The sequence below is a fragment of the Rhodothermus marinus genome, assembly GCF_009936275.1.
In the GTDB taxonomy this organism is placed as follows: domain Bacteria; phylum Bacteroidota; class Rhodothermia; order Rhodothermales; family Rhodothermaceae; genus Rhodothermus; species Rhodothermus marinus_A.
The window spans coordinates 2,909,176-2,927,703 of the sequence record NZ_AP019797.1; the positions used below are offsets into that span (position 1 = coordinate 2,909,176).

An 18,528-nucleotide genomic window follows, 5' to 3' on the forward strand; every position below is an offset into this window, starting at 1 on the left:
GTATGCTGGAGACCCTCCTGCAGAAGTTACTGGAGTTTACATTCGGAGATCGGCTCTTTCGGGTGGCGCTACTCATGCTCTACGGGCTGAGTGCGCTGGCCGGCTTGCTCATCATTACCGCCGTGCTGCTACGTGCCCTACGCGACTATCAGCAGCGGCAGCGCCAGAAGCGGGAACAACGCTGGTATCCTCTTTTACTGGCCGTTTTAACCGATGCACAACCGCCCCAGGCCCTATGGGCCCAGGTATCTCCCAAAGAGGCAATGGATTTCTGTGCATTCCTGTACCGATTCGCCCGGCGTGTAACCGGAAGCGAGCTGGAACGACTGCACGCGCTGGCAGCCCCTTATTTGCCCCGACTGGAGCGGCAAGTGTTTCGGGGAACACCGGAAGAGCGGGCCTTCCGCCTCCAGATTCTCGGCGTATTGGGCCGACACACGCAAACCGAGCTGCTGGTTCAGGCGCTGGACGATCCGGCCCCGCTCGTAGTCCTGGTCGCGTTTCGCCAGCTGGCCCATCCAGAGACGGCCTATCTTGCGCCGATTCTGATCGATCGGATGCCCCGTTTGCATCAGACATCACCAGCGCTCTTAGCTGCATTACTGGCCCGGCTGGGCTTTGATGCCCTGCCTGCCCTGCGCCAGGCGTTGCTGGACGAACACCGGCCGGTATGGGTGCGCGTCGTGCTGGCCGATGCCCTGCACCGCCTGAACGATCCACGAGGAGCGCATCTGGCGGCCGATCTGCTGCAGCATCCCGACCTTCCGGCCGAGCTGGTACAGGCGTTGCTCCGATTGATCACGGTGGCTGGCACACCCGCGCATCAGGAAGCCATCCTCCCCTACCTGCAACACCCGGACGAAGCCGTTCGGGTGGAAGCGGTCCGTTCCCTGGGCGCCGTCGGCAGCGAAGCACAACTTCCACGGCTGGCGGCGTCCCTTCAGGATCCCTCGCCATGGGTCGCCATGGCGGCGGCCCGTGCTCTCAAACAGCGCCAGGCCATCACGCTACTACAGGAGGCCGCCCGCCAGCCAGCGCTGCGCCCTCTGATCGAACAAGTGCTGCACGAAGACTCGGCAAGTATCCCATGAGCCAGGCGTTGCTTGCATTGCTTGCTGTTCACCAGGGTTGTCACTCTATGCAGTAGTGATTATAATTAGGGGCAGGAGGTGAACCATGGCTCGAAAAGCATCACCGGACAACCCACCCTGTCCCCGTTGTGGCGACAAGCACACGGTCCGCAACGGGCATAAAGATGGCCGCCCGCGCTGGGTCTGTCGCGGCTGCGGCCGTTCCTTCGGTCTCACCCTGGGCACCCCGATGTATCGCCTGCGCACCCCACCGGCCGAAGTGGCCCGTGCCCTGCTCCTCGTCATGCGGCGGGGGAGTTTGAGCGCCGCCGAGGAGATCACGGGCCACAAGTATGAGACGATCGGCCGTTGGCTGCGTCGGGCGGCCGACCATGCGGAGGCCATTACCCGGGCGTTGGTCCAGGAGCTCCAGCTGAGCCAGCTGGAGGTGGACGCCTTTTGGTCCTTTGTCAAAAAAAGTGTGCGGATGCTGGAGCAGGGTCGGGCCAGACAGGCGAAGTGGGCCCTCGTTGGGGATGTTTGAGCCAGGACCGGGCCAGTCGCTTTGTGGTGGCCTGGGCCTTTGGAGCGACGGAGGACGAGCTGGCCCCTGAGGTGGTGCGCCTGACGCGCCAACGCACCCGTGCGCAGGCCGGTGTGCCCTGGGTCAGTGATGGCCGGAAGGTCTACCGCAGGGTCATTTGCCAGGTGTATCGCGCCCCCAACCGACCGGCAAACGGGGGCGTCCACCGCTGGTGCTGCGGGAGGATGTGCGTCTTACGCAGGCCGTCAAGCGACGCGTGGGCGGGCGGGTCGTCGGTGTTGCGGTGCGCCCGGTCGTGGGGGAGCCGGTCGCCTGTCCCTACTGTGTGCACGCGGAACGCCTCAACGGGGTGTTGCGAGATCGGCTCAACGCCTTGACGCGCAAAACCCATGCTTTTGCGAAGAAGCCGACGAGCTGGGAGGCGCTGGTGCGGCTTTGTTTGTTCGAGCACAACTGGATGCGTCCGCATCGGGCGTTGCGAGAGCGCGTTGGAGGCTTGCCGGGCGGGCGGCGCTATCGGCCCCGCACGCCAGCTATGGCGATTGGCCTGGCTGAGCATGTCTGGAGTTGGGAAGAATTCCTGAGTTTCAGACATTATCAATACAAGAGGGAGTGACAACCCTCGATCGGGCTGTTGTATCGCCGGTAGGCTCAGGCGCCGTCCGCGTCCTCCTCGGTCGCGCCGCTGATGGCCCGGCGCATCTCGGTGTCGGCCTGGATGTTGCGCAGGTTGTAGTAGTCGAGCACGCCCAGGTTGCCGTTGCGCAGCGCCTCGGCAATCGCCTTCGGGATCTCGGCCTCGGCCTCGACTACCTTGGCCCGCATCTCCTGCACGAGCGCCCGCATTTCCTGCTCACGCGCCACGGCAGCCGCCCGCCGCTCTTCGGCTTTGGCGCGCGCCACGCGCAGGTCGGCCTCGGCCTGGTCGGTCTGCAGCTTGGCCCCGATGTTCTCACCGACGTCCACATCGGCAATGTCGATCGACAGGATCTCGAAGGCGGTGCCGGCATCCAGCCCCTTCTCGAGCACGGTCTTCGAAATGCGGTCCGGATTTTCCAGCACCTCCTTGTGCGAATCGGCCGAGCCGATCGTCGAGACGATACCCTCACCCACGCGCGCGATGATCGTCTCCTCGCCGGCGCCACCCACCAGGCGTTCGATGTTCGCCCGCACGGTCACGCGGGCGATGGCCCGCACCTGAATGCCGTCCTTGGCCACGGCCGAGACGGGCGGCGTTTCGATCACCTTGGGATTGACCGACACCTGCACCGCTTCGTACACATCGCGTCCGGCCAGATCGATGGCGGCCGCCCGCTCGAAGGTCAGGTCGATGTTGGCCTTGTCGGCGGAGATGAGGGCGTTGACCACCTTCTGCACGTTACCGCCCGCCAGGTAGTGCGCTTCGAGCTGGGCCGTCTCCAGATAGATGCCCGCCTTGTGCGCCGTGATGAGCGGCTTGACGATCAGATGCGGCGGCACCTTGCGCAGCCGCATGCCCACCAGATCGCGCAGCAACTTGAGCCGGACGCCCGAGAAATAGGCCGTAATCCAGAGACCGACCGGCACAAAGTAGAAGAACAGCGCCAGCCCGGCCACGATGAGCACCAGCAGAATCAGGCCGGAAGAGAACAGGAATTCCATGGCGATCTCCAGAAAAAATTTAGCCGCGTGGTGCTACAAGGTACCACGCGGCGTGTACGTGCGCAACCGGCCGAAAGTTACTCCGAACGGGCCGGCATCTTTCGGTAGTCGCCGCTGGCACCGCCGGTCTTGGCCAGCAATTGAATATCGGTGATGACGATCTCCTTCGAAAGCGATTTGCACATGTCGTAGATGGTCAGCGCCGCAATCGAAACGGCCGTCAGCGCCTCCATCTCGACGCCGGTCGGACCGGTGGCTTTCGTGTAGGCGCGAATTTCGATGCTGTTCGTTTCTTCGTTGGGTTTCAGTTCCAGGTCGACAGCCGTCAGGTTCACGTGATGGCAGAGCGGGATGAGCAGGCTGGTCTGCTTGGCGCCCATGATGCCCGCAATCTGGGCCACCGTCAGCACGTCGCCCTTGCGCACCTGATTTTCGGTGATGGCTCGGAGCACCTCCGGCGGTACGATCACGCGTCCGCTGGCCACGGCCGTCCGCACGGTCAGTCCTTTAACCGAGACGTCCACCATGCGCACGCCCCCTTCCGGATTCAGGTGCGTCAGCGCGTAGGCCGGTGTCTGCAGTTCGTCGGTCATCGTTACGACACTTGATGCTTAGATAAGGTATCGGCTTGCAATCCGGCCGAATAAACGGTCCGATTCGCAAGGAAGTTCACGGCGAAGCCGGGCACAGGCCGGCGGCTTCAGGGTCGTGGTAGACGCACCGCCCCCCGAAAAAGGTGGCCAGCACCCGGGTTTGCAGGATTTGCTCCGGCGGCACGGTCATGATGTCGTGTGAAAGCACGACGAAATCAGCATACTTGCCGGGCGTCAGCGAGCCCAGCTCGTGCTCCTGAAAGGCGGCATAGGCGGCGTCGAGCGTAAAGGCGCGGAGTGCTTCCTCGCGCGTAAGCCGCTGCTCGGGATACCAGCCACCTTCCGGCCAGCCCTCGGCGTCCTGCCGCGTGATGGCCGCATAAAAGCCCAGCAGCGGGTTGGCCGACTCGACGGGAAAGTCGGACCCGAAGGCCAGCCGCACGCCGTGCTCCAGGAACGTGCGCCAGGCGTAGGCACCGCGCACGCGCTCGGGGCCCAGTCGGTCCTCGGCCCAGTACATGTCGCTGGTGGCGTGCGTCGGCTGCATCGAGGCGATCAGGTCCAGCTCGGCAAAGCGGGCAAAATCCTCCGGCGCCACCACCTGGGCATGCTCCACCCGGTGGCGGCCTACCGTGCGCCCGAGCGTGCGCAGCGCCTTTTCGTAGGCATTCAGCACCACCCGCACACCCCGGTCGCCGATGGCGTGCGTGTTGACCTGGAAGCCGCACTTCATCGCTCGCTGCACCATGTCGGCAAACACCTCGGGCTCGTGGCGCAGCAATCCACGGTTACCCGGATCGTCGCTGTAATCCGCCAGCAGCGCAGCTCCCCGGCTACCCAGTGCCCCGTCGATGTAGAACTTGACGGAACGCACGGTCAGACGTCCGCCGTAGTCCAGCAGCGGACCATGCTCGCAGAAGTAGTCGAATGCTTTCCCGAGGCCGTCCACCATCACGTAAAGCCGAAGCGTCAGCGTGCCCGCATCAACGGCCTGTTGATAGCGACGAATGGTTGCCAGACCGGCCCCGGCGTCATGCACGCCCGTCAGCCCGAAGCGATTGGCCTCGGCCACGGCCCGGCGCAAGGCCTCTTCCAGCTCGGCCTCGGAGGGCGGCGGGATATGCCGGGCGATCAGGTCCATTGCCTCGTCGATGAACACGCCCGTGGGGCTTCCCTCGGCATCGCGCACGATGTGTCCGCCTTCGGGATCGGGAATCTGTTCGGTGAGCAGTGCCGGATTGGCCCGTCGGATGGCGGCCGTATTGGCCCAGGCGGCGTGTCCGTCGATGCGCACCAGCCAGACCGGCCGCTCCGGAAAGACCTCGTCCAGCATCTGCCGGGTGGGAAATTCCTTCACGGGCCAGTCGTTCTGGTCCCAGCCCCGGCCCAGCAGCCAGGCGTCCTCGGGGAGCTGGCGCGCAAACTCTCGCAAACGCTCCAGGATTTCCTCGACGGAACGCGTGCCGGTCAGATCGGCCCGCAGGCGGCTCAGTCCCAGGCCCATCAGGTGGGCATGTGCGTCGATGAAGCCCGGCACGACGGCGCGGCCCTGCAGGTCGATGTGCGGCGCATCGGGATAGGCGGCCGTCAATTGCGCGGTGGTACCGACCATCAGGATGCGGTCGCCCCGCACGGCCATGGCCTCGGCCACCGGCTGCGCCGGATCGACCGTGTAGAGCCGGCCGTTGATCAGCACGTAATCGGCCTGTCCACGTACCTGCATGGGAAGTAGCAACATGGCCGCCAGAAGTATAGCACCTCCGCCTTTCATGACAGTGCGTTCTTCGGCTTACGTTCCACCCAGAGCGTGACGGGCCCGTCGTTGACCAGCCGCACGCGCATCATGGCGCCAAAGACGCCCGTCGGCACCGGCCGTCCCAGCTCCTTTGAAAGTTGTTCCACGAAGTACCGGTAGAGCGGTTCGGCCTTTTCGGGCGGGGCCGATTCGGTAAACGAGGGCCGGTGCCCACGCGAGGCATCGCCGTAGAGCGTGAATTGCGACACGACAAGTGCCTCGCCGCCGATGTCGCGCAAGGAGCGATTCATCTTTCCTTCCTCATCCGGGAAAATACGGAGGTTGGCGCACTTGCGGGCCAGCCAGTCGGCCTCGGCTTCCGTATCGTTGCGGTGCACACCCAGCAGAATCAGCAGGCCCGTTCCGATGGCGCCGGTGATCCGGCCATCCACTTCCACGGAAGCTTCCGAAACGCGCTGCACTAATGCAACCATCTTCAGCGATCCTGTTCGTTCAGCCATTCCCGGAGAAAGCTAACAAACGCCCGCAACGCCTGCCCGCGATGGCTGATGCGGTTTTTCTCTTCCATGGGCATTTCGGCGAAGGTCTGCGTGTAGCCTTCCGGCACAAACAGCGGGTCATAACCGAAGCCGCCGCTGCCCCGCTCTTCTTCCAGAATCCATCCCGGGCAGATCCCCTCGAACAGATGGAGCGTGCGGGCATCGGGTGCGAAGGCCAGCACCGTCCGGAAACAGGCCCGGCGATTCTCGACGCCCTTCAGACGCTCCAGAAGCAGCGCCCGGTTGTCGGCATCGGTGGCCGTCGGACCGGCGAAGCGGGCCGAGTGCACGCCCGGCGCGCCGCCCAGCGCCTCGACTTCCAGACCCGTGTCGTCGGCCAGCGCGGGCAGGCCGGTGAATTCCTGCAACGCCCGCGCCTTGCGCGCCGCATTGCCTTCGAGCGTGGCCGCATCTTCTTCCACTTCGGGGGCACCGGGAAAATCGGTGGCTGCCCGGAGCTGAACCGGTAGACCGGCCAGCATCGCCTGCAACTCGGCCAGTTTGCCAGGATTGCGCGTGGCCAGCACCAGCGTGATAGGCTGTGAAGCTTTTTCCATAAACAACCGGACAACCTGTCGTTTAACAGAGGTTTCACAGGGGGTGAGGCGAAACCTCCCGGCGCTTTGCTTGTTGCAAAGCCTGCCGCTTTCGGGCGGCTCTAATTTAAGGAATGGCATCCCGAAACCAAACCGGAGGAGCAACCTTGGCACGCCCAGGCGTAGGCATCAAAGTTCGCGAGAACGAACCGATCGATCGTGTGCTGCGGCGTTTCAAGCGCGCCGTCAACCGCAGCAAGATTCTGCGCGAGTACCGTCAGCATATGTTTTACATCAAGCCTTCCGAACGGCGGCGCATCGAGCGCCAGAAGGCGCTGCGCAATGCACGCCGGCATTCGCAGCAGTCCTGAGCCAGAGGCCGGATCAGCACTTTTCGGCGACCTGCAAACGGTGGGTCGCTTTTTTGTTTGCTTTCAGTATCGGTATCCCTGCACTTCCTCCGGCGTCGGCATCACGCCCAGTCCCAGGGCAATCCGATTGACAAAGTTGAAGTAGGCCACGATCAGCGTAAGGTCCAGAATGTCCCGATCGGTCCATCCCAGCGCCCGGAGCCGATCCAGATCCGCCTCGGTCACCCGGTCGGGCGTGCGCGTCAGTTTGACGGCATGATCCAGCAGGGCGCGCGTGCGCTCCGGCAATGCCAGCTTTCGGTAATCCCGAACGGCCTGCTCTACCTGTTCCGGATCTTTCCAGTAGGCCCTGAGTGCCTCGGCATGGTGCTGCACGCAGTAGGTGCAGCGATTGGTGGCCGACACCACCACGGCCACCAGTTCGCGTTCGGCCCGGCTGAGCCCTGAACGGGAAAACATCACCTGCAGGTACAGCTCCAGATGCGCCCGCAGGGCACCGGGGTGCAGGCTGTGCACGGCCAGAATGTTCGAGATCTTCCCCCGACGCTGCCGGATCTCTTCATAAAGGGTCTTCAGTTCGCCCGTGGCGGCCTCTTCCGGAATAATTTCAATCCAGGCCATCGCTTGTCTGGCTTTCGGTGTACAGAGAACCCTCCGGTTGGAACACGGCCCACACAAACCAGAAGACCGTGTGGTGTACCAGAGGCGTCAACCGTCGCCCCCGAAGCGGTCCGGCCACGGCCTGACCGGTGATCGTCCAGCGGCTGCCGGTCTCCCGGTCGTAAAACCCCTCGGACCGTGCCTCAAAGGTAAGGATCCGGCCGTTTATCTGCCGAAGGAATACGCCGACGCTTCCCTCCTTGCGGCCTTCGGCCATCCGCCTCCCATCCAGTGCCGCAGCGGTCCCGTCCTGCCAGAAAACCACCAGGGGAACGGCGCCCAGTGTGTCCATGACCACCCGATGCCGTCGCAGCAGCGCCAGCGGATAGGCACGCGCCTGCTCTTGATACACCACGCCCACCACCTTCTGCATGGGCAGCAGGCGGTCGTCCTCCAGTTTGTGCAGAAGCAGAGGCGGACGGTCCAGCCGTTCATAGCCCGGATAAGGATTCCGCCCGCAGGGACGACGGTAGCCCGTCTGCCGTGAAAGCACACGCCCCTGGGGATACTGCTGTTTGAAAGTGCGCCAGTCGATCAGCATGGCCGGAAGGCTACGCAGCCGATAGCCGGCCAGCCGGCCCACAATGGCCTGCCCCTCAAATTGCTGCCACCAGCTCTCGGTCTGGCGATCCCACATGACCAGGTCGCTGTGTCGCAGATTGCCCGTGGTGCCGAATGTCAGGCGAACGCCGTCCACCTCGGGCCGCTCGACGACTAGGGCCGCATGACAGAGCGGGCAGAATAGAGGAAGGCAACTGCTCCATGCCGTTTGAAGCAAGTCTCGAAAGCATTATATTTACAGTAGCTGCTGTCTTTTCACCCGACATGTACTGCCATGCGTTCGCTTCTTCCGCTGCTGCTGATCGTTGCCATCGCCCCGCTGGCCTTTCTGTCGAAGAAGTTACCGCCTCTGGTGAACGCAACCGTACTGGCCGGACTGGGCGTTTTCTTCCTGGTGCACGCGTTGTTCGACGCGGAGCACCGCTACGTCAGTCTGCTGTTCAGCCTCCTGGCCCTGTGGCAGGCCTTCCGTTACTGGAGCCGACACCGAAGCGCCGCAGCACCCCTGTCCTGAAGTGCTCTTAAAAAAACAGCGGCTTCCGGATATCACCGAAAGCCGCCATGCCAGTAGTTCGGCGCGGGATTTTACAGCGCCAGCGCCTCACGCACGACCGTCTCCTGTTCGACCTGGTGCACTTTGGCGCTGCCGGTGGCCGGGCTGGCGCTGGCCGGGCGTCCCACGTAGCGCACGCGCCGGTTGCAGTCGCCGTGGAGCGCCTCGAGCATCGCATTCAGCCGCGGCTGCATGTAGAACCAGGCGCCCATGTTGGCCGGCTCTTCCTGCACCCAGACCACGTCGGTCACGTTGCGATAGCGCTCCAGCTCGGCCTGGATGGCCGCCTTCGGGAACGGATAGAACTGTTCGACGCGCACCAGACCGATCTGTCGGCGCAGGTTCTCATCCTGCAGCAACACCTCCAGCAGGTCGTAGTAGACCTTACCGCTGCAGAAGATGAGCCGGCGCGTTTCGGCCGGATCGGTCTCGGCCGGATAGACCTCATGGAAGCGCCCGCTCCAGAGTTCTTCGGGCGTCGAGACGGCCAGCGGATGCCGCAACAGGCTCTTGGGGGTCATGAGGATGAGCGGCTTCTTGACGGGCATCCGGGCCTGTCGCCGCAGCACGTGGAAATAGTTGGCCGGCGTGGTCAGGTTGCCCACGATCATGTTCTGCTGCGCGCAGAGCTGCAGGAAGCGCTCCAGGCGCGCCGACGAGTGCTCGGGCCCCTGCCCTTCGTAGCCATGCGGCAGCAGGCAGACCAGACCGGACTGCTGGCCCCATTTCTCTTCGGCGGCCGAGATGAACTGATCGAAGACGATCTGCGCGCCGTTGGCGAAGTCGCCGAACTGCGCTTCCCAGAGCACGAGCGTCTCGGGCGAAGCCACCGAGTAGCCGTACTCGAACCCGCACACGGCGTATTCCGAAAGCAGGCTGTCGTAGATGAGCAACTCGGCCTGCCCCTCGCGAATATGGTTGAGCGGGATGTATTCCTCACCGGTCTCCTGGTCGTAGAGCACGGCATGGCGCTGGCTGAAGGTGCCACGCCGCGAGTCCTGGCCGCTCAGGCGCACGGGCGAGCCTTCGAGCAGCAGCGTGCCGAAGGCCAGCGCCTCGGCAAACGCCCAGTCGATCTTCTTTTCCTTGAAGAAAAGACTTTCGCGCCGCTTGAACTGGCGCTCCAGCTTCGGATGCACGTGGAAGCCTTCGGGCAGGTTGACCAGCGCCCGCACGACAGCCTCCAGATCTTCTTTGCGGGCGGCCGTCTCCACCTCGGGTAGCGGGGCGTCGTCCTCGGCCTTTTTTCGAAGCCGTTCGACCACCTCACGGGGATCGCGCTCCTTCAGGTTCTTCGTGCGCTCGAAGGCTTCCTGCAGCCGCGCCTGATAGTCGTCGAGCATCCGCTCGGCCTCTTCGGGCGTCATGTCGCCCCGGCGCAGCAGCATCTCGGTGTAGAGCTTCCGGACCGAGCGCTTCTGCGCGATCTTCTTGTAGAGCAGCGGCTGCGTGTAGGTGGGTTCGTCGGCCTCGTTGTGGCCGTGGACGCGGTAGCAGACCAGGTCGATCACCACGTCCTTGTTGAACACCTGCCGGTAGTCGAGCGCCAGCCGGGCCACGCGCACGCAGGCCTCCGGGTCGTCGCCGTTGACGTGGAAGATCGGCGCCTGAATCATCCGGGCGATGTCCGTGGCGTAGGTGGAGCTGCGGGCGTCGGCCGGCGCCGTCGTGAACCCGATCTGGTTGTTGACGACGATGTGGATGGTGCCGCCCGTCTTGTAGCCCCGGAGCTGGCTCAGGTTGAGCGTTTCGGCCACAACGCCCTGCCCGGCGAAGGCCGCATCGCCGTGAATCAGAATGGGAATGACCGCATCGTAGTAGTCGCCGCCCGGCGCGTCGGCCCGCCGCCGTCGGAGCTGATCCTGCTTGGCCCGCACCATGCCCTCGACGACCGGATCGACCGCCTCCAGGTGGCTCGGGTTGGACGCCAGCGTAATCTTGACCTCGTTGCCACTGGGCGAGCGGTGCACACCTTTGGCGCCCAGGTGATACTTCACGTCGCCCGAGCCCTGGGTGGTGTTCGGGTCGATGTTCCCCTCGAACTCGGAGAAGATCACCTCGTAGGGCTTGCCCAGGATGTTGGCCAGCACGTTCAGGCGGCCGCGGTGGGCCATCCCGATGACCACCTCCTCGACTTCCTGGTCGGCGGCATCCGAAAGAATCGTGTCAAGGATCGGAATGAGCGACTCGGCGCCTTCCAGCGAGAAGCGCTTGTGGCCGATGTATTTCGTGTGCAGGAAGCGTTCGAACGCCTCGGCCGCGTTGAGCTTCTGCAGAATACGCCGCCGCATCTCGGGCGAGATCGGGTCGGCCGCCCGCACGGGCTCGATCCGTTCCTGCAGCCAGCGCCGCTCGGTCGGATCCGAGATGTGCATGTACTCGATGCCGATCTTGCGCGTGTAGGTCTGGCGCAGGATGTCCAGGATCTCACGGAGCGGCGCCACATCTTTGCCACCCAGCCCGCCGGTGACGAACGGGCGGTCCAGGTCCCAGATGGTCAGGCCGTAGGTGGCCGGATCCAGCTCGGGATGGTACTTCCACTCGTAGCCGAGCGGATTGATGTCGGCCTGCAGGTGGCCGCGCACCCGGTAGGCCCGGATGAGCTGGAGCACGGCCGCCTGCTTCTGAATCATGGTCAGCTCTTCGCCGTTTTCGAGCCCGCCCAGCAGCGGCGTCGTGTCTTTGGCCAGGCGATAGGGCTGGTAGGGAATACCCAGATCGGCGAAAACGCGCTCGTAGAATTCGTGCTGCCCCTGCAGCAGCTCATCGATGTAGGCCAGAAATGCGCCGCTTTCGGCCCCCTGAATGACGCGGTGGTCGTAGGTGGAGGTGATCGTCATCACCTGGGAAAGACCCAGGCGGCTGAGCATGTCCGACGGCAGCGCCGCATATTCGGGCGGATAGCCGATGGCGCCTACGCCCACGATCACGCCCTGACCGGCCATCAGGCGCGGCACGCTCATCACCGTCCCGATCATGCCGGGGTTGGTGATGGTCGCCGTGGTGCCCTGGAAGTCCGACACGTCGAGCCGGCCATCGCGTGCCCGGGCGACGATGTCGTTGTAGGCGCCCAGAAACTGGGCAAAGTTCATGCGCTCGGCGTGCTTGATGTTGGGCACCAGCAGCATACGCTTGCCGCGCCGCTCCAGGTCGATGGCGATCCCCAGATTGATCGTTTTCGGCTGCACGTGGATCGGCGTGCCGTCGTCCCGGCGGAAGGTCGAATTCATGTTGGGAAACGCCTTGAGCGCCTGCACCACCGCCCAGGCAATCAGATGCGTGAAGGAGACCTTCTCGCCGCCAACGTGCCGCTGGTAGTCGTTGATGAGCGCCCGGTTTTCGGCCAGCAACCGTACCGAGATGGTGCGTACCGACGTGGCCGTCGGCACCTTCAGGCTGGCCTCCATGTTTTCGACGATCCGGGCGGCCGGTCCGCGCAGCGGATGCTCTTCGACCTCCTCAGGCGGCAACTCGATTACCGCTTCCTCCGGCGCGGCTCCATCCCCTCCCGGACGCCCCACCGCCGCAGGCGCCTCGGCCGGAGCCTGTGTCGTTTCCCGGGCGGCGACGAACGATTCGCCCGGCCTGTAATCGGCAAAAAATTCCCGCCAGCTCTCGCTGACGCTTTCCGGATTTTCCAGATACTGGCGATAGAGTTCTTCGACGTATCCGGTATTGAAGCCCAGGGTGCTCACGGTTCGATTCGGCTGGGTTGCGTTCGCGAAAAAACACCGGCTACTGCCGTAGCTCGAACGATACGCCGGCAAGAAGGATTCCAGAAAATCAGCGGATCCGCGAAGGGTTTTCCCAGATGGGTTCGAGCAGTTCAAAGTCGCCCCGACCAGTACGGTCGACGAAGATGAAACGACGTCCCAGCCGCTGATAGTGCCAGATCTCCAGCGGTTGCGAACCTTCGCGACGTTCGACGAAGTCCGGCTCACCGAAAAGCACGACGATGTGTCCCCGATCGGTCTGCCAGCCCGGCCGGCGCCCGCCGAACTTCCGATTGGCCAGGGCCACCCGGTAGTAAAACTCCTCCATCTGCTCGTTGCGGGGCGTACCGGGCGTGGGATCACGCTTTTTCCAGAAGCTCAGAAAACGTTGCCAGCGCTCTTCGGGCGTCTTGCCCGCTTTGATGTAGTCGATGTCCTTCTGCTTGGCGATATAGCGAAGCTGTTCGATGGCTTCGTCGAGGTCCTGCACCTGCGCCAGCAATCCGCTCCAGACTGCCGTAAACGGTTTTTCGACCACGGCCAGCTCCTCGCCTTCCGGATTCAGCACGCGGATGCGAAGCACGTAGGCACCGGCCTCCAGACCTTCCGGCAGCGGAATGGTATGCACCTGTGCGATCTGCCCCGCCGTGAGCGTCTTCCAGACGGCATGCTGATAGATCACCCGGTATTCCTCGCTCCGACCGATGCCCAGCAGTGGTCCGATCAGCGGCCAGCCGCTGCGACGTTCGGGACGCACCAGTTCATGCACGAGCTGCACGCGCTGCGGCTGCTGCACGGCCAGCTCGTAGAAGACCGGAAAGCTTGAACGATCGGCCGTGACCGTCTGGCCCACATGGGGCGTCACCGTCTGCTGTGACGGGTCGTAATGATCCAGCAGGAGCGGGTCGCTCAGCGCCACCGGCGCATCCAGACTGCGCACGCGCGTCTCCAGCGTCCGGCTGAGCAACCGACGCGTGGCCAGATCTTCAAGTTGCACGACCAGTTCGTAGCGGCCGGGCGCCAGGTTGAACGTGTACATCGAAAGGTCCCGGGTCTCGGCGCTGCGCGTGGCCGCAAAGTCGGGCACTGCCACCTGCCGCTGCCAGCCGGCCCGCCGGACAAACCGTCGCTGGTCGGCGCCTTCGAGCCGGTAGATTTCTACCTGCAGGTTATAGGTCGCCCGGAAGCCGCGCTCGACCTGCAGGAATTGAAGCGTCTGATAGGGAACGGCCACGTACAGATCGACCCGCGTCTGGCCGGGCGGTGCGGTGGCCGGGACGTTGATCGCCTCCAGAAAGAAGGGAAGCTCCGCCTGCGCATGCACCCTCCCCGCCAGCAGCAACAGGCCGACGACGAAGTGCCAGCACGTCTTTGCGAATGGCAAACGCATCTTTCCGATACGAACAGCTGCGCCCTGTCTCTGTATCTTTCCAACGATGTCACGTGGCTTCTATTGTGGCAATGATCGACGGTTGAAGGCTTTCATTTTCGAAAAACCACCCCAACGGGCGCCAGGGCGCCGCCAACGGGAGAAAAGCGCTGCCGAACGGAAAACGTCGGGGATTTTTCCGTCCCCGACCTCAGACCAGCTCTTTTCCGAACAGGGCTTCGACAAAGGCGCGGCGGTCGAAGATCTGCAGGTCCTCGATCTTCTCCCCCACGCCGATGTACTTGACAGGGATCTTGAACTCGTTGGAGATACCGATCACGATGCCGCCTTTGGCCGTGCCGTCGAGCTTGGTGAGCACCAGACCGGTTACCTCGACGCTCTTTGTGAACTCTTCGGCCTGGCGAATGGCATTCTGGCCGGTCGAGGCGTCGAGCACAAGCAGCACCTCGTGTGGTGCGCCTTCCACCTGGCGGCCCATCACGCGCCGGATCTTGGCCAGCTCTTCCATGAGGCCGCCTTTGGTGTGCAGCCGGCCGGCCGTGTCGATGATGACCACATCGACGTCGCGGCTCCTGGCGGCGGCCAGCGTGTCGAAGGCCACGGCGGCCGGGTCGGCGCCCGGATGCTGCTTGATGAGCGGCACGCCGGCCCGCTCTGCCCAGATCTCAAGTTGCTCGATGGCCGCCGCCCGGAACGTATCGGCCGCGCCCAGCAACACGCTTTTGCCCGCCTCCCGGTAACGGTAGGCCAGCTTGCCGATCGTGGTCGTCTTGCCCACCCCGTTGACGCCCACCACCATGATCACGTAGGGCTTGTGGGGCAACGGGGCGTCGAAGTCGGCCGGACGCTCCGGCGCGTGGTCCAGCAGGAGCTGGGCGATCTCGTCGCGAATGATGGCGTTGAGCTCTCTGGTCGAAACGTACTTGTCGCGCGCCACGCGCGCTTCGACGCGGCGGATGATCTCCAGCGTGGTCTTGACGCCCACGTCGCTGGTGATCAGCAGCTCTTCGAGCTGGTCCAGCACCTCGTCATCGACCTGATCCTTGCCCCGGATCAGGCGATCGAGTTTGCCCAGCAGGCTCGTGCGCGTCTTTTCCAGCCCTTCTTCCAGACGCTCTTTGTCTCTCTTCCGAAACCGATCAAAAAATCCCATCACGCTCCTCATGTTTTTCTTCGCTCAGGTTGACGACGGTACCGTCTGGCCCGATACGACCGGGCCTTCCGGTTCGGGTTGGCCGCGCCAGGCCCGCACGAAACGGACCACGTAGCGCAGGAACGAATAGCTCAGCAGCACGACCGACGACCAGAGCAGCACCCGAAACACGGGCGGATCGGCCTCCAGCAGGGCGGCCAGGATGGTCAGGGCCAGCACCGTCACGGCCACCTTGCCGGACCACAGGCTCATGTACACGCGCCGCGTGCGGTGCGCCAGCAGGGCGCCGCCCAGCACGATCAGCGCATCCCGCACCACCACGAACGCAAAAAACCAGAGCGGCAGATCTCCCCGTGCTACCAGCGCCATCGAGACCAGTCCGGCCGTGACCTTGTCGGCCAGCGGGTCGAGCACCTTGCCCCAGTCCGAGACCGTATGGGACCAGCGGGCCACCTGTCCGTCGAACCAGTCCGTCACGATGGCCAGCAGGGCCAGCGCCAGCACCCACCGCAACGGCCCGTGCGTCAGCACCAGGTAGGCCAGCGGGAAGGCCAGCACCAGCCGCAGCAGGCTGAGCATATTGGGAATGGTCCAGAACCGCCCCAGCGGCAACAGCCGCCCGCCCGGCCGTGTGGTGCTTTGCTCCGGCATCAGGTGCTCCCGGTCGTCTTGCGTGGATGGCGCCGGGAGCATACGCCCGAAAGCGTCTCAGGTTTGAAGTGGCGGAGGGCTACTCCGCCGACGTGGCGTGCACCTGCTCGAACAGGGCGGTGAGCACGGCGCGTTCGGCTTCATCGAGCACGTGCCCGCGACGCGCCATGACCGCTTCGGCCACGCGCAGCGCCTTCTCCAGCCGGAAGGGCACGTACCCGTCGGCCGGCGAGCCCCACGAAAACGACGGCACGTAGCGGGCATGAAAGCCGGGACCGTACAGGTTGCAGCTCACACCCACCACGGTACCGGTGTTGAACGTGGTGCCGATGCTGGTCTTCGTATGATCGCCCATGAACAGCCCCAGAAACTGGTGGCCGGTCTGTTCGAAAGCACCCAGCACCTCGTTGTAGAGCGTCACGGGTCCGTAATCGTTGCGCAGGTTCGAGCAGGTGGTACCGGCGCCCAGGTTGCACCAGCGTCCGATGTAGGCGTGACCCAGAAAGCCGTCGTGCGCTTTGTTCGAGTAGCTGTGCACGATCGTGGTATGCACCTCGCCGCCCAGCTTGACCCACGGCCCCACCACGCAGTTGCGCAGATGCGCGCCCACGCGCACTTCGGCCCGCTCGCCGACGGCCACCGGTCCTACCAGCACGGCCCCTTCCGAGACGACGGCACCCGGCCCCACGTAGATCGGTCCGTCGCTGGCATTGAGAATGGCACCGGCCCGGATCGTCGCACCGGGCGCCAGGCGGATCCGCTCACGGGCCACCAGCACGGCACCTGGCTGCACCACGGCCTGATCTTCAGCGCCTTCCGAACGCTCCCAGGTAGCCGGATCCGCGGCAAAGTCCCGTTCCATCCAGTCGATCAGGTGCCAGAGCCGCCCGATCAGCCGCACGCCTTCGACCTGCTCCTCGGGCAGTTCGGCCAGAAAGCTTGCGGCCAGCAACGTGTCGGGCAGCGGATGCGGCAGTCCTTCCGGAAGCCAGGCGGCCACCGTCACGCCATCCTGGACGAAACGGCGGGGCGGCTCGCGGTCGGTAGCCGCCCGCCGGATGCGCGTCAGCACCTCGCCGGGCTCGGCCAGCGCCCGCCCGTTCCACAGCAGCAGCCCGCCCTCGACCTGCGCCGGATTCACCGGCAACCCGTAGAGTCGGGCGGCCACCGGCGCCACGGTCGCACGGGCGTGCAGGTAGGCGGCCGGCGGCCGCAACGCCCACAGCGCGCGTTCCAGGAGCGTGGGCAATCCCAGCCGCAGATCGTACACGGGACGCGTGTGCACCAGCGGAGCCAGATGCACCGTCTCCTGATCTTCGAAAACGCAGAGCTTCCACGACATGGCTTCGGCTTCCTCCGGCTGCTTTCAGGGATTGGCTGCTTCGATCCCAAGATACGAAAGGCCGGGGACTTCACCGGACCGAAATAACCGAAAAGATCGGCGAACATGCTCAGTACCCCAGCAGCCGGCGCAGGTTGAGCACCACGCCCAGCTCCGGACCACCGCCCACCAGATCGACGCCACCGACCAGCACGATCGGGTCGGCCCGAAACACCACCGCCGGCACCATGACCGGATGTGTCGTGCGCCGGCCCCGATGCTCCCGCCAGCGCAGGCCGAGCGCCAGCGCCGGCTGAAGCCGCCCCGTCAGCCACCCGCTGAACCCCAGCAGACGCACGGCCAGCTCCTCCGGCTCGGTGCGCGAGCGCTCCATGACGGCCTCGTTCATGCTCACCTGCAGCAGCACGCCCCAGTCGGGGCGCAACACCCCGCCGGTCACCCCGATCGGCGTGCGCTTCAGGTTGCCACTGTAACCGAAGCCTCCACCGGCCACGGCCACGATCGCCACCGCGGCCACCCCGGCCAGCGCGGCCGGCAGCAATGTCTCGTGCTTTTCGTCCTCTTTGTCTTTCTCATCCTTTTCGCCTCCCCGCGACCATCCCCGGCCGCTGCTCCTTCCGCTCCGACGACCTTCCGTCGTCCGCGTGCGCGTGGCCGAGCGCCCCGTACGACGCGGTTTGCGGCCGACGGTCGTGCCGCCCCGCTTACCGGCCCCTTCCACCACGATCACTTCAGGATCGAAGATCACGTCGATGAAAGGCGGACCCGGACGCGCCCGCACGATCGACCGGGCCGTGAGGCGTCCGTCTTCCGCCACCGAAAAGGCGATCCATTCGAGCGACAGGCTGTCGGGCGCCAGACCGGCCTGCAGCCAGGCGGCGAGCGAGTCGCGGGGGACCGGTCCGAAGACTTCCTCGATCGGAAACGCGTAGGTGGCCGATTCGAACACCTCGGGCCACGGTCCCAGCGCCAGGCTGTCGAAGCGCAGCGGCCACGTCGTCACCGGACGTCCGCCAGCAGCAAACCGGATGCGCACGTGCATGGCCTGAAGCTGCACGCCGTCGGGCATCTGGTCCCAGAGCACCCGGTGCCCCCGGTACAGACCCCAGGTGGCCGGATGCCAGGCCAGCGTGAAGCCGACATAGACCGTGTCGCCCACCACCTCGTAGCGGTAGCCCAGCACCAGCGAATCCAGAAACGGAAGCACCTCGATGCGCGACCAGGGGCCTGTTTCGTCGCCGACGACCCGGGCCAGTTCGGCTTCCGAAGCGGGCCAGTCCACGATGCGCAGCGTACCCTGCTGCTGCGCGCGCAGCGGCCCGACGACCAGCACCATCAGCAACCCGAAGGGCAGCAGGTGTCGTCGGAGATGAACGGGGGTGATCGCGGTCATGGACGGTCGGCGTGCGTCTGTTGGGCCGAATGCTTCGTTCAGGAGCGAAGGGGGCTCCCGCA

General features: G+C 64.8%; 18 protein-coding genes. 5 read left to right on the forward strand and 13 right to left on the reverse strand.

Annotation, left to right across the window (positions count from 1 at the left end):
• Positions 1-2 precede the first annotated feature (2 nt).
• The 3 genes from GYH26_RS12705 (at position 3) to GYH26_RS12715 (ending at position 2,230) form a co-directional block, all read left to right on the forward strand.
• The gene (locus GYH26_RS12705) at positions 3-1,091 is read left to right on the forward strand and encodes a HEAT repeat domain-containing protein (protein ID WP_161541966.1); all 1,089 of its coding nucleotides are present in this window, start codon (positions 3-5) and stop codon (positions 1,089-1,091) included.
• Positions 1,092-1,176: 85 nt separating this feature from the next.
• Positions 1,177-1,614, forward strand: coding sequence for a transposase-like zinc-binding domain-containing protein (locus GYH26_RS15690; RefSeq protein ID WP_161541967.1), 438 nt, complete (start codon positions 1,177-1,179; stop codon positions 1,612-1,614).
• 157 nt (positions 1,615-1,771) lie between these two features.
• The gene (locus GYH26_RS12715) at positions 1,772-2,230 is read left to right on the forward strand and encodes a hypothetical protein (protein ID WP_161541968.1); all 459 of its coding nucleotides are present in this window, start codon (positions 1,772-1,774) and stop codon (positions 2,228-2,230) included.
• A gap of 35 nt (positions 2,231-2,265) precedes the next feature.
• Here GYH26_RS12715 and floA read toward each other — a convergent pair whose 3' ends face one another.
• From floA to rdgB, 5 genes are all read right to left on the reverse strand, one after another.
• Entirely contained in the window at positions 2,266-3,255 is a 990-nt protein-coding gene (gene floA / locus GYH26_RS12720; RefSeq protein WP_012844852.1) for a flotillin-like protein FloA, read from the reverse strand.
• A gap of 77 nt (positions 3,256-3,332) precedes the next feature.
• Positions 3,333-3,848 carry a cyclic pyranopterin monophosphate synthase MoaC gene (gene moaC, locus GYH26_RS12725; RefSeq protein ID WP_161541969.1) on the reverse strand — a complete coding sequence of 172 codons (516 nt, stop codon included), beginning with the start codon at positions 3,846-3,848 and terminating at the stop codon, positions 3,333-3,335.
• A gap of 76 nt (positions 3,849-3,924) precedes the next feature.
• Positions 3,925-5,619 (reverse strand): amidohydrolase, encoded by a 1,695-nt coding sequence (locus tag GYH26_RS12730; RefSeq protein ID WP_161541970.1) that lies wholly within the window; start codon positions 5,617-5,619, stop codon positions 3,925-3,927.
• Positions 5,616-6,077 carry a D-aminoacyl-tRNA deacylase gene (gene dtd / locus GYH26_RS12735; protein ID WP_161541971.1) on the reverse strand — a complete coding sequence of 154 codons (462 nt, stop codon included), beginning with the start codon at positions 6,075-6,077 and terminating at the stop codon, positions 5,616-5,618. The genes GYH26_RS12730 and dtd overlap by 4 nt, the downstream gene beginning before the upstream one ends.
• Before the next feature lie 2 nt (positions 6,078-6,079).
• Entirely contained in the window at positions 6,080-6,700 is a 621-nt protein-coding gene (gene rdgB / locus GYH26_RS12740; RefSeq protein WP_161541972.1) for an RdgB/HAM1 family non-canonical purine NTP pyrophosphatase, read from the reverse strand.
• 146 nt (positions 6,701-6,846) lie between these two features.
• Between rdgB and rpsU the strand changes: the two genes are divergently transcribed.
• On the forward strand, positions 6,847-7,050 hold the full coding sequence (rpsU, locus tag GYH26_RS12745; protein ID WP_161541973.1) for a 30S ribosomal protein S21: 204 nt from the start codon (positions 6,847-6,849) through the stop codon (positions 7,048-7,050).
• A 63-nt stretch (positions 7,051-7,113) separates the two neighbouring features.
• Here the strand turns inward: rpsU and GYH26_RS12750 are convergent, their stop codons facing one another.
• Both GYH26_RS12750 and GYH26_RS12755 read right to left on the reverse strand, forming a co-directional pair.
• A complete protein-coding gene (locus GYH26_RS12750; protein ID WP_161541974.1) occupies positions 7,114-7,671 on the reverse strand; it encodes a peroxidase-related enzyme in 558 nt (185 codons plus the stop codon).
• Complete coding sequence (locus GYH26_RS12755) at positions 7,658-8,488, reverse strand: DUF3179 domain-containing protein (RefSeq protein WP_161541975.1); 831 nt, start codon at positions 8,486-8,488, stop codon at positions 7,658-7,660. Before GYH26_RS12755 ends, GYH26_RS12750 begins: the two co-directional genes overlap by 14 nt.
• Positions 8,489-8,545: 57 nt before the next feature.
• On the opposite strand from GYH26_RS12755, the gene GYH26_RS12760 reads away from it, so the two are divergent.
• Positions 8,546-8,785, forward strand: a complete 240-nt coding sequence (locus GYH26_RS12760) for a hypothetical protein (protein WP_161541976.1) — start codon at positions 8,546-8,548, stop codon at positions 8,783-8,785.
• Between the two features lie 71 nt (positions 8,786-8,856).
• On the opposite strand, the gene GYH26_RS12765 is transcribed toward GYH26_RS12760, so the two are convergent.
• The 6 genes from GYH26_RS12765 to GYH26_RS12790 form a co-directional block, all read right to left on the reverse strand.
• Positions 8,857-12,519 carry a multifunctional oxoglutarate decarboxylase/oxoglutarate dehydrogenase thiamine pyrophosphate-binding subunit/dihydrolipoyllysine-residue succinyltransferase subunit gene (locus GYH26_RS12765; RefSeq protein WP_161541977.1) on the reverse strand — a complete coding sequence of 1,221 codons (3,663 nt, stop codon included), beginning with the start codon at positions 12,517-12,519 and terminating at the stop codon, positions 8,857-8,859.
• A gap of 88 nt (positions 12,520-12,607) precedes the next feature.
• On the reverse strand, positions 12,608-13,927 hold the full coding sequence (locus tag GYH26_RS12770; RefSeq protein WP_161541978.1) for a GWxTD domain-containing protein: 1,320 nt from the start codon (positions 13,925-13,927) through the stop codon (positions 12,608-12,610).
• Between the two features lie 190 nt (positions 13,928-14,117).
• Entirely contained in the window at positions 14,118-15,080 is a 963-nt protein-coding gene (ftsY, locus tag GYH26_RS12775; RefSeq protein WP_014067841.1) for a signal recognition particle-docking protein FtsY, read from the reverse strand.
• Positions 15,081-15,104: 24 nt separating this feature from the next.
• Complete coding sequence (locus GYH26_RS12780; RefSeq protein WP_014067842.1) at positions 15,105-15,731, reverse strand: CDP-alcohol phosphatidyltransferase family protein; 627 nt, start codon at positions 15,729-15,731, stop codon at positions 15,105-15,107.
• Positions 15,732-15,810: 79 nt separating this feature from the next.
• Entirely contained in the window at positions 15,811-17,073 is a 1,263-nt protein-coding gene (locus GYH26_RS12785) for a putative sugar nucleotidyl transferase (protein WP_161541979.1), read from the reverse strand.
• A gap of 109 nt (positions 17,074-17,182) precedes the next feature.
• Positions 17,183-18,466, reverse strand: a complete 1,284-nt coding sequence (locus tag GYH26_RS12790; protein WP_161541980.1) for a hypothetical protein — start codon at positions 18,464-18,466, stop codon at positions 17,183-17,185.
• Positions 18,467-18,528 lie beyond the last annotated feature (62 nt).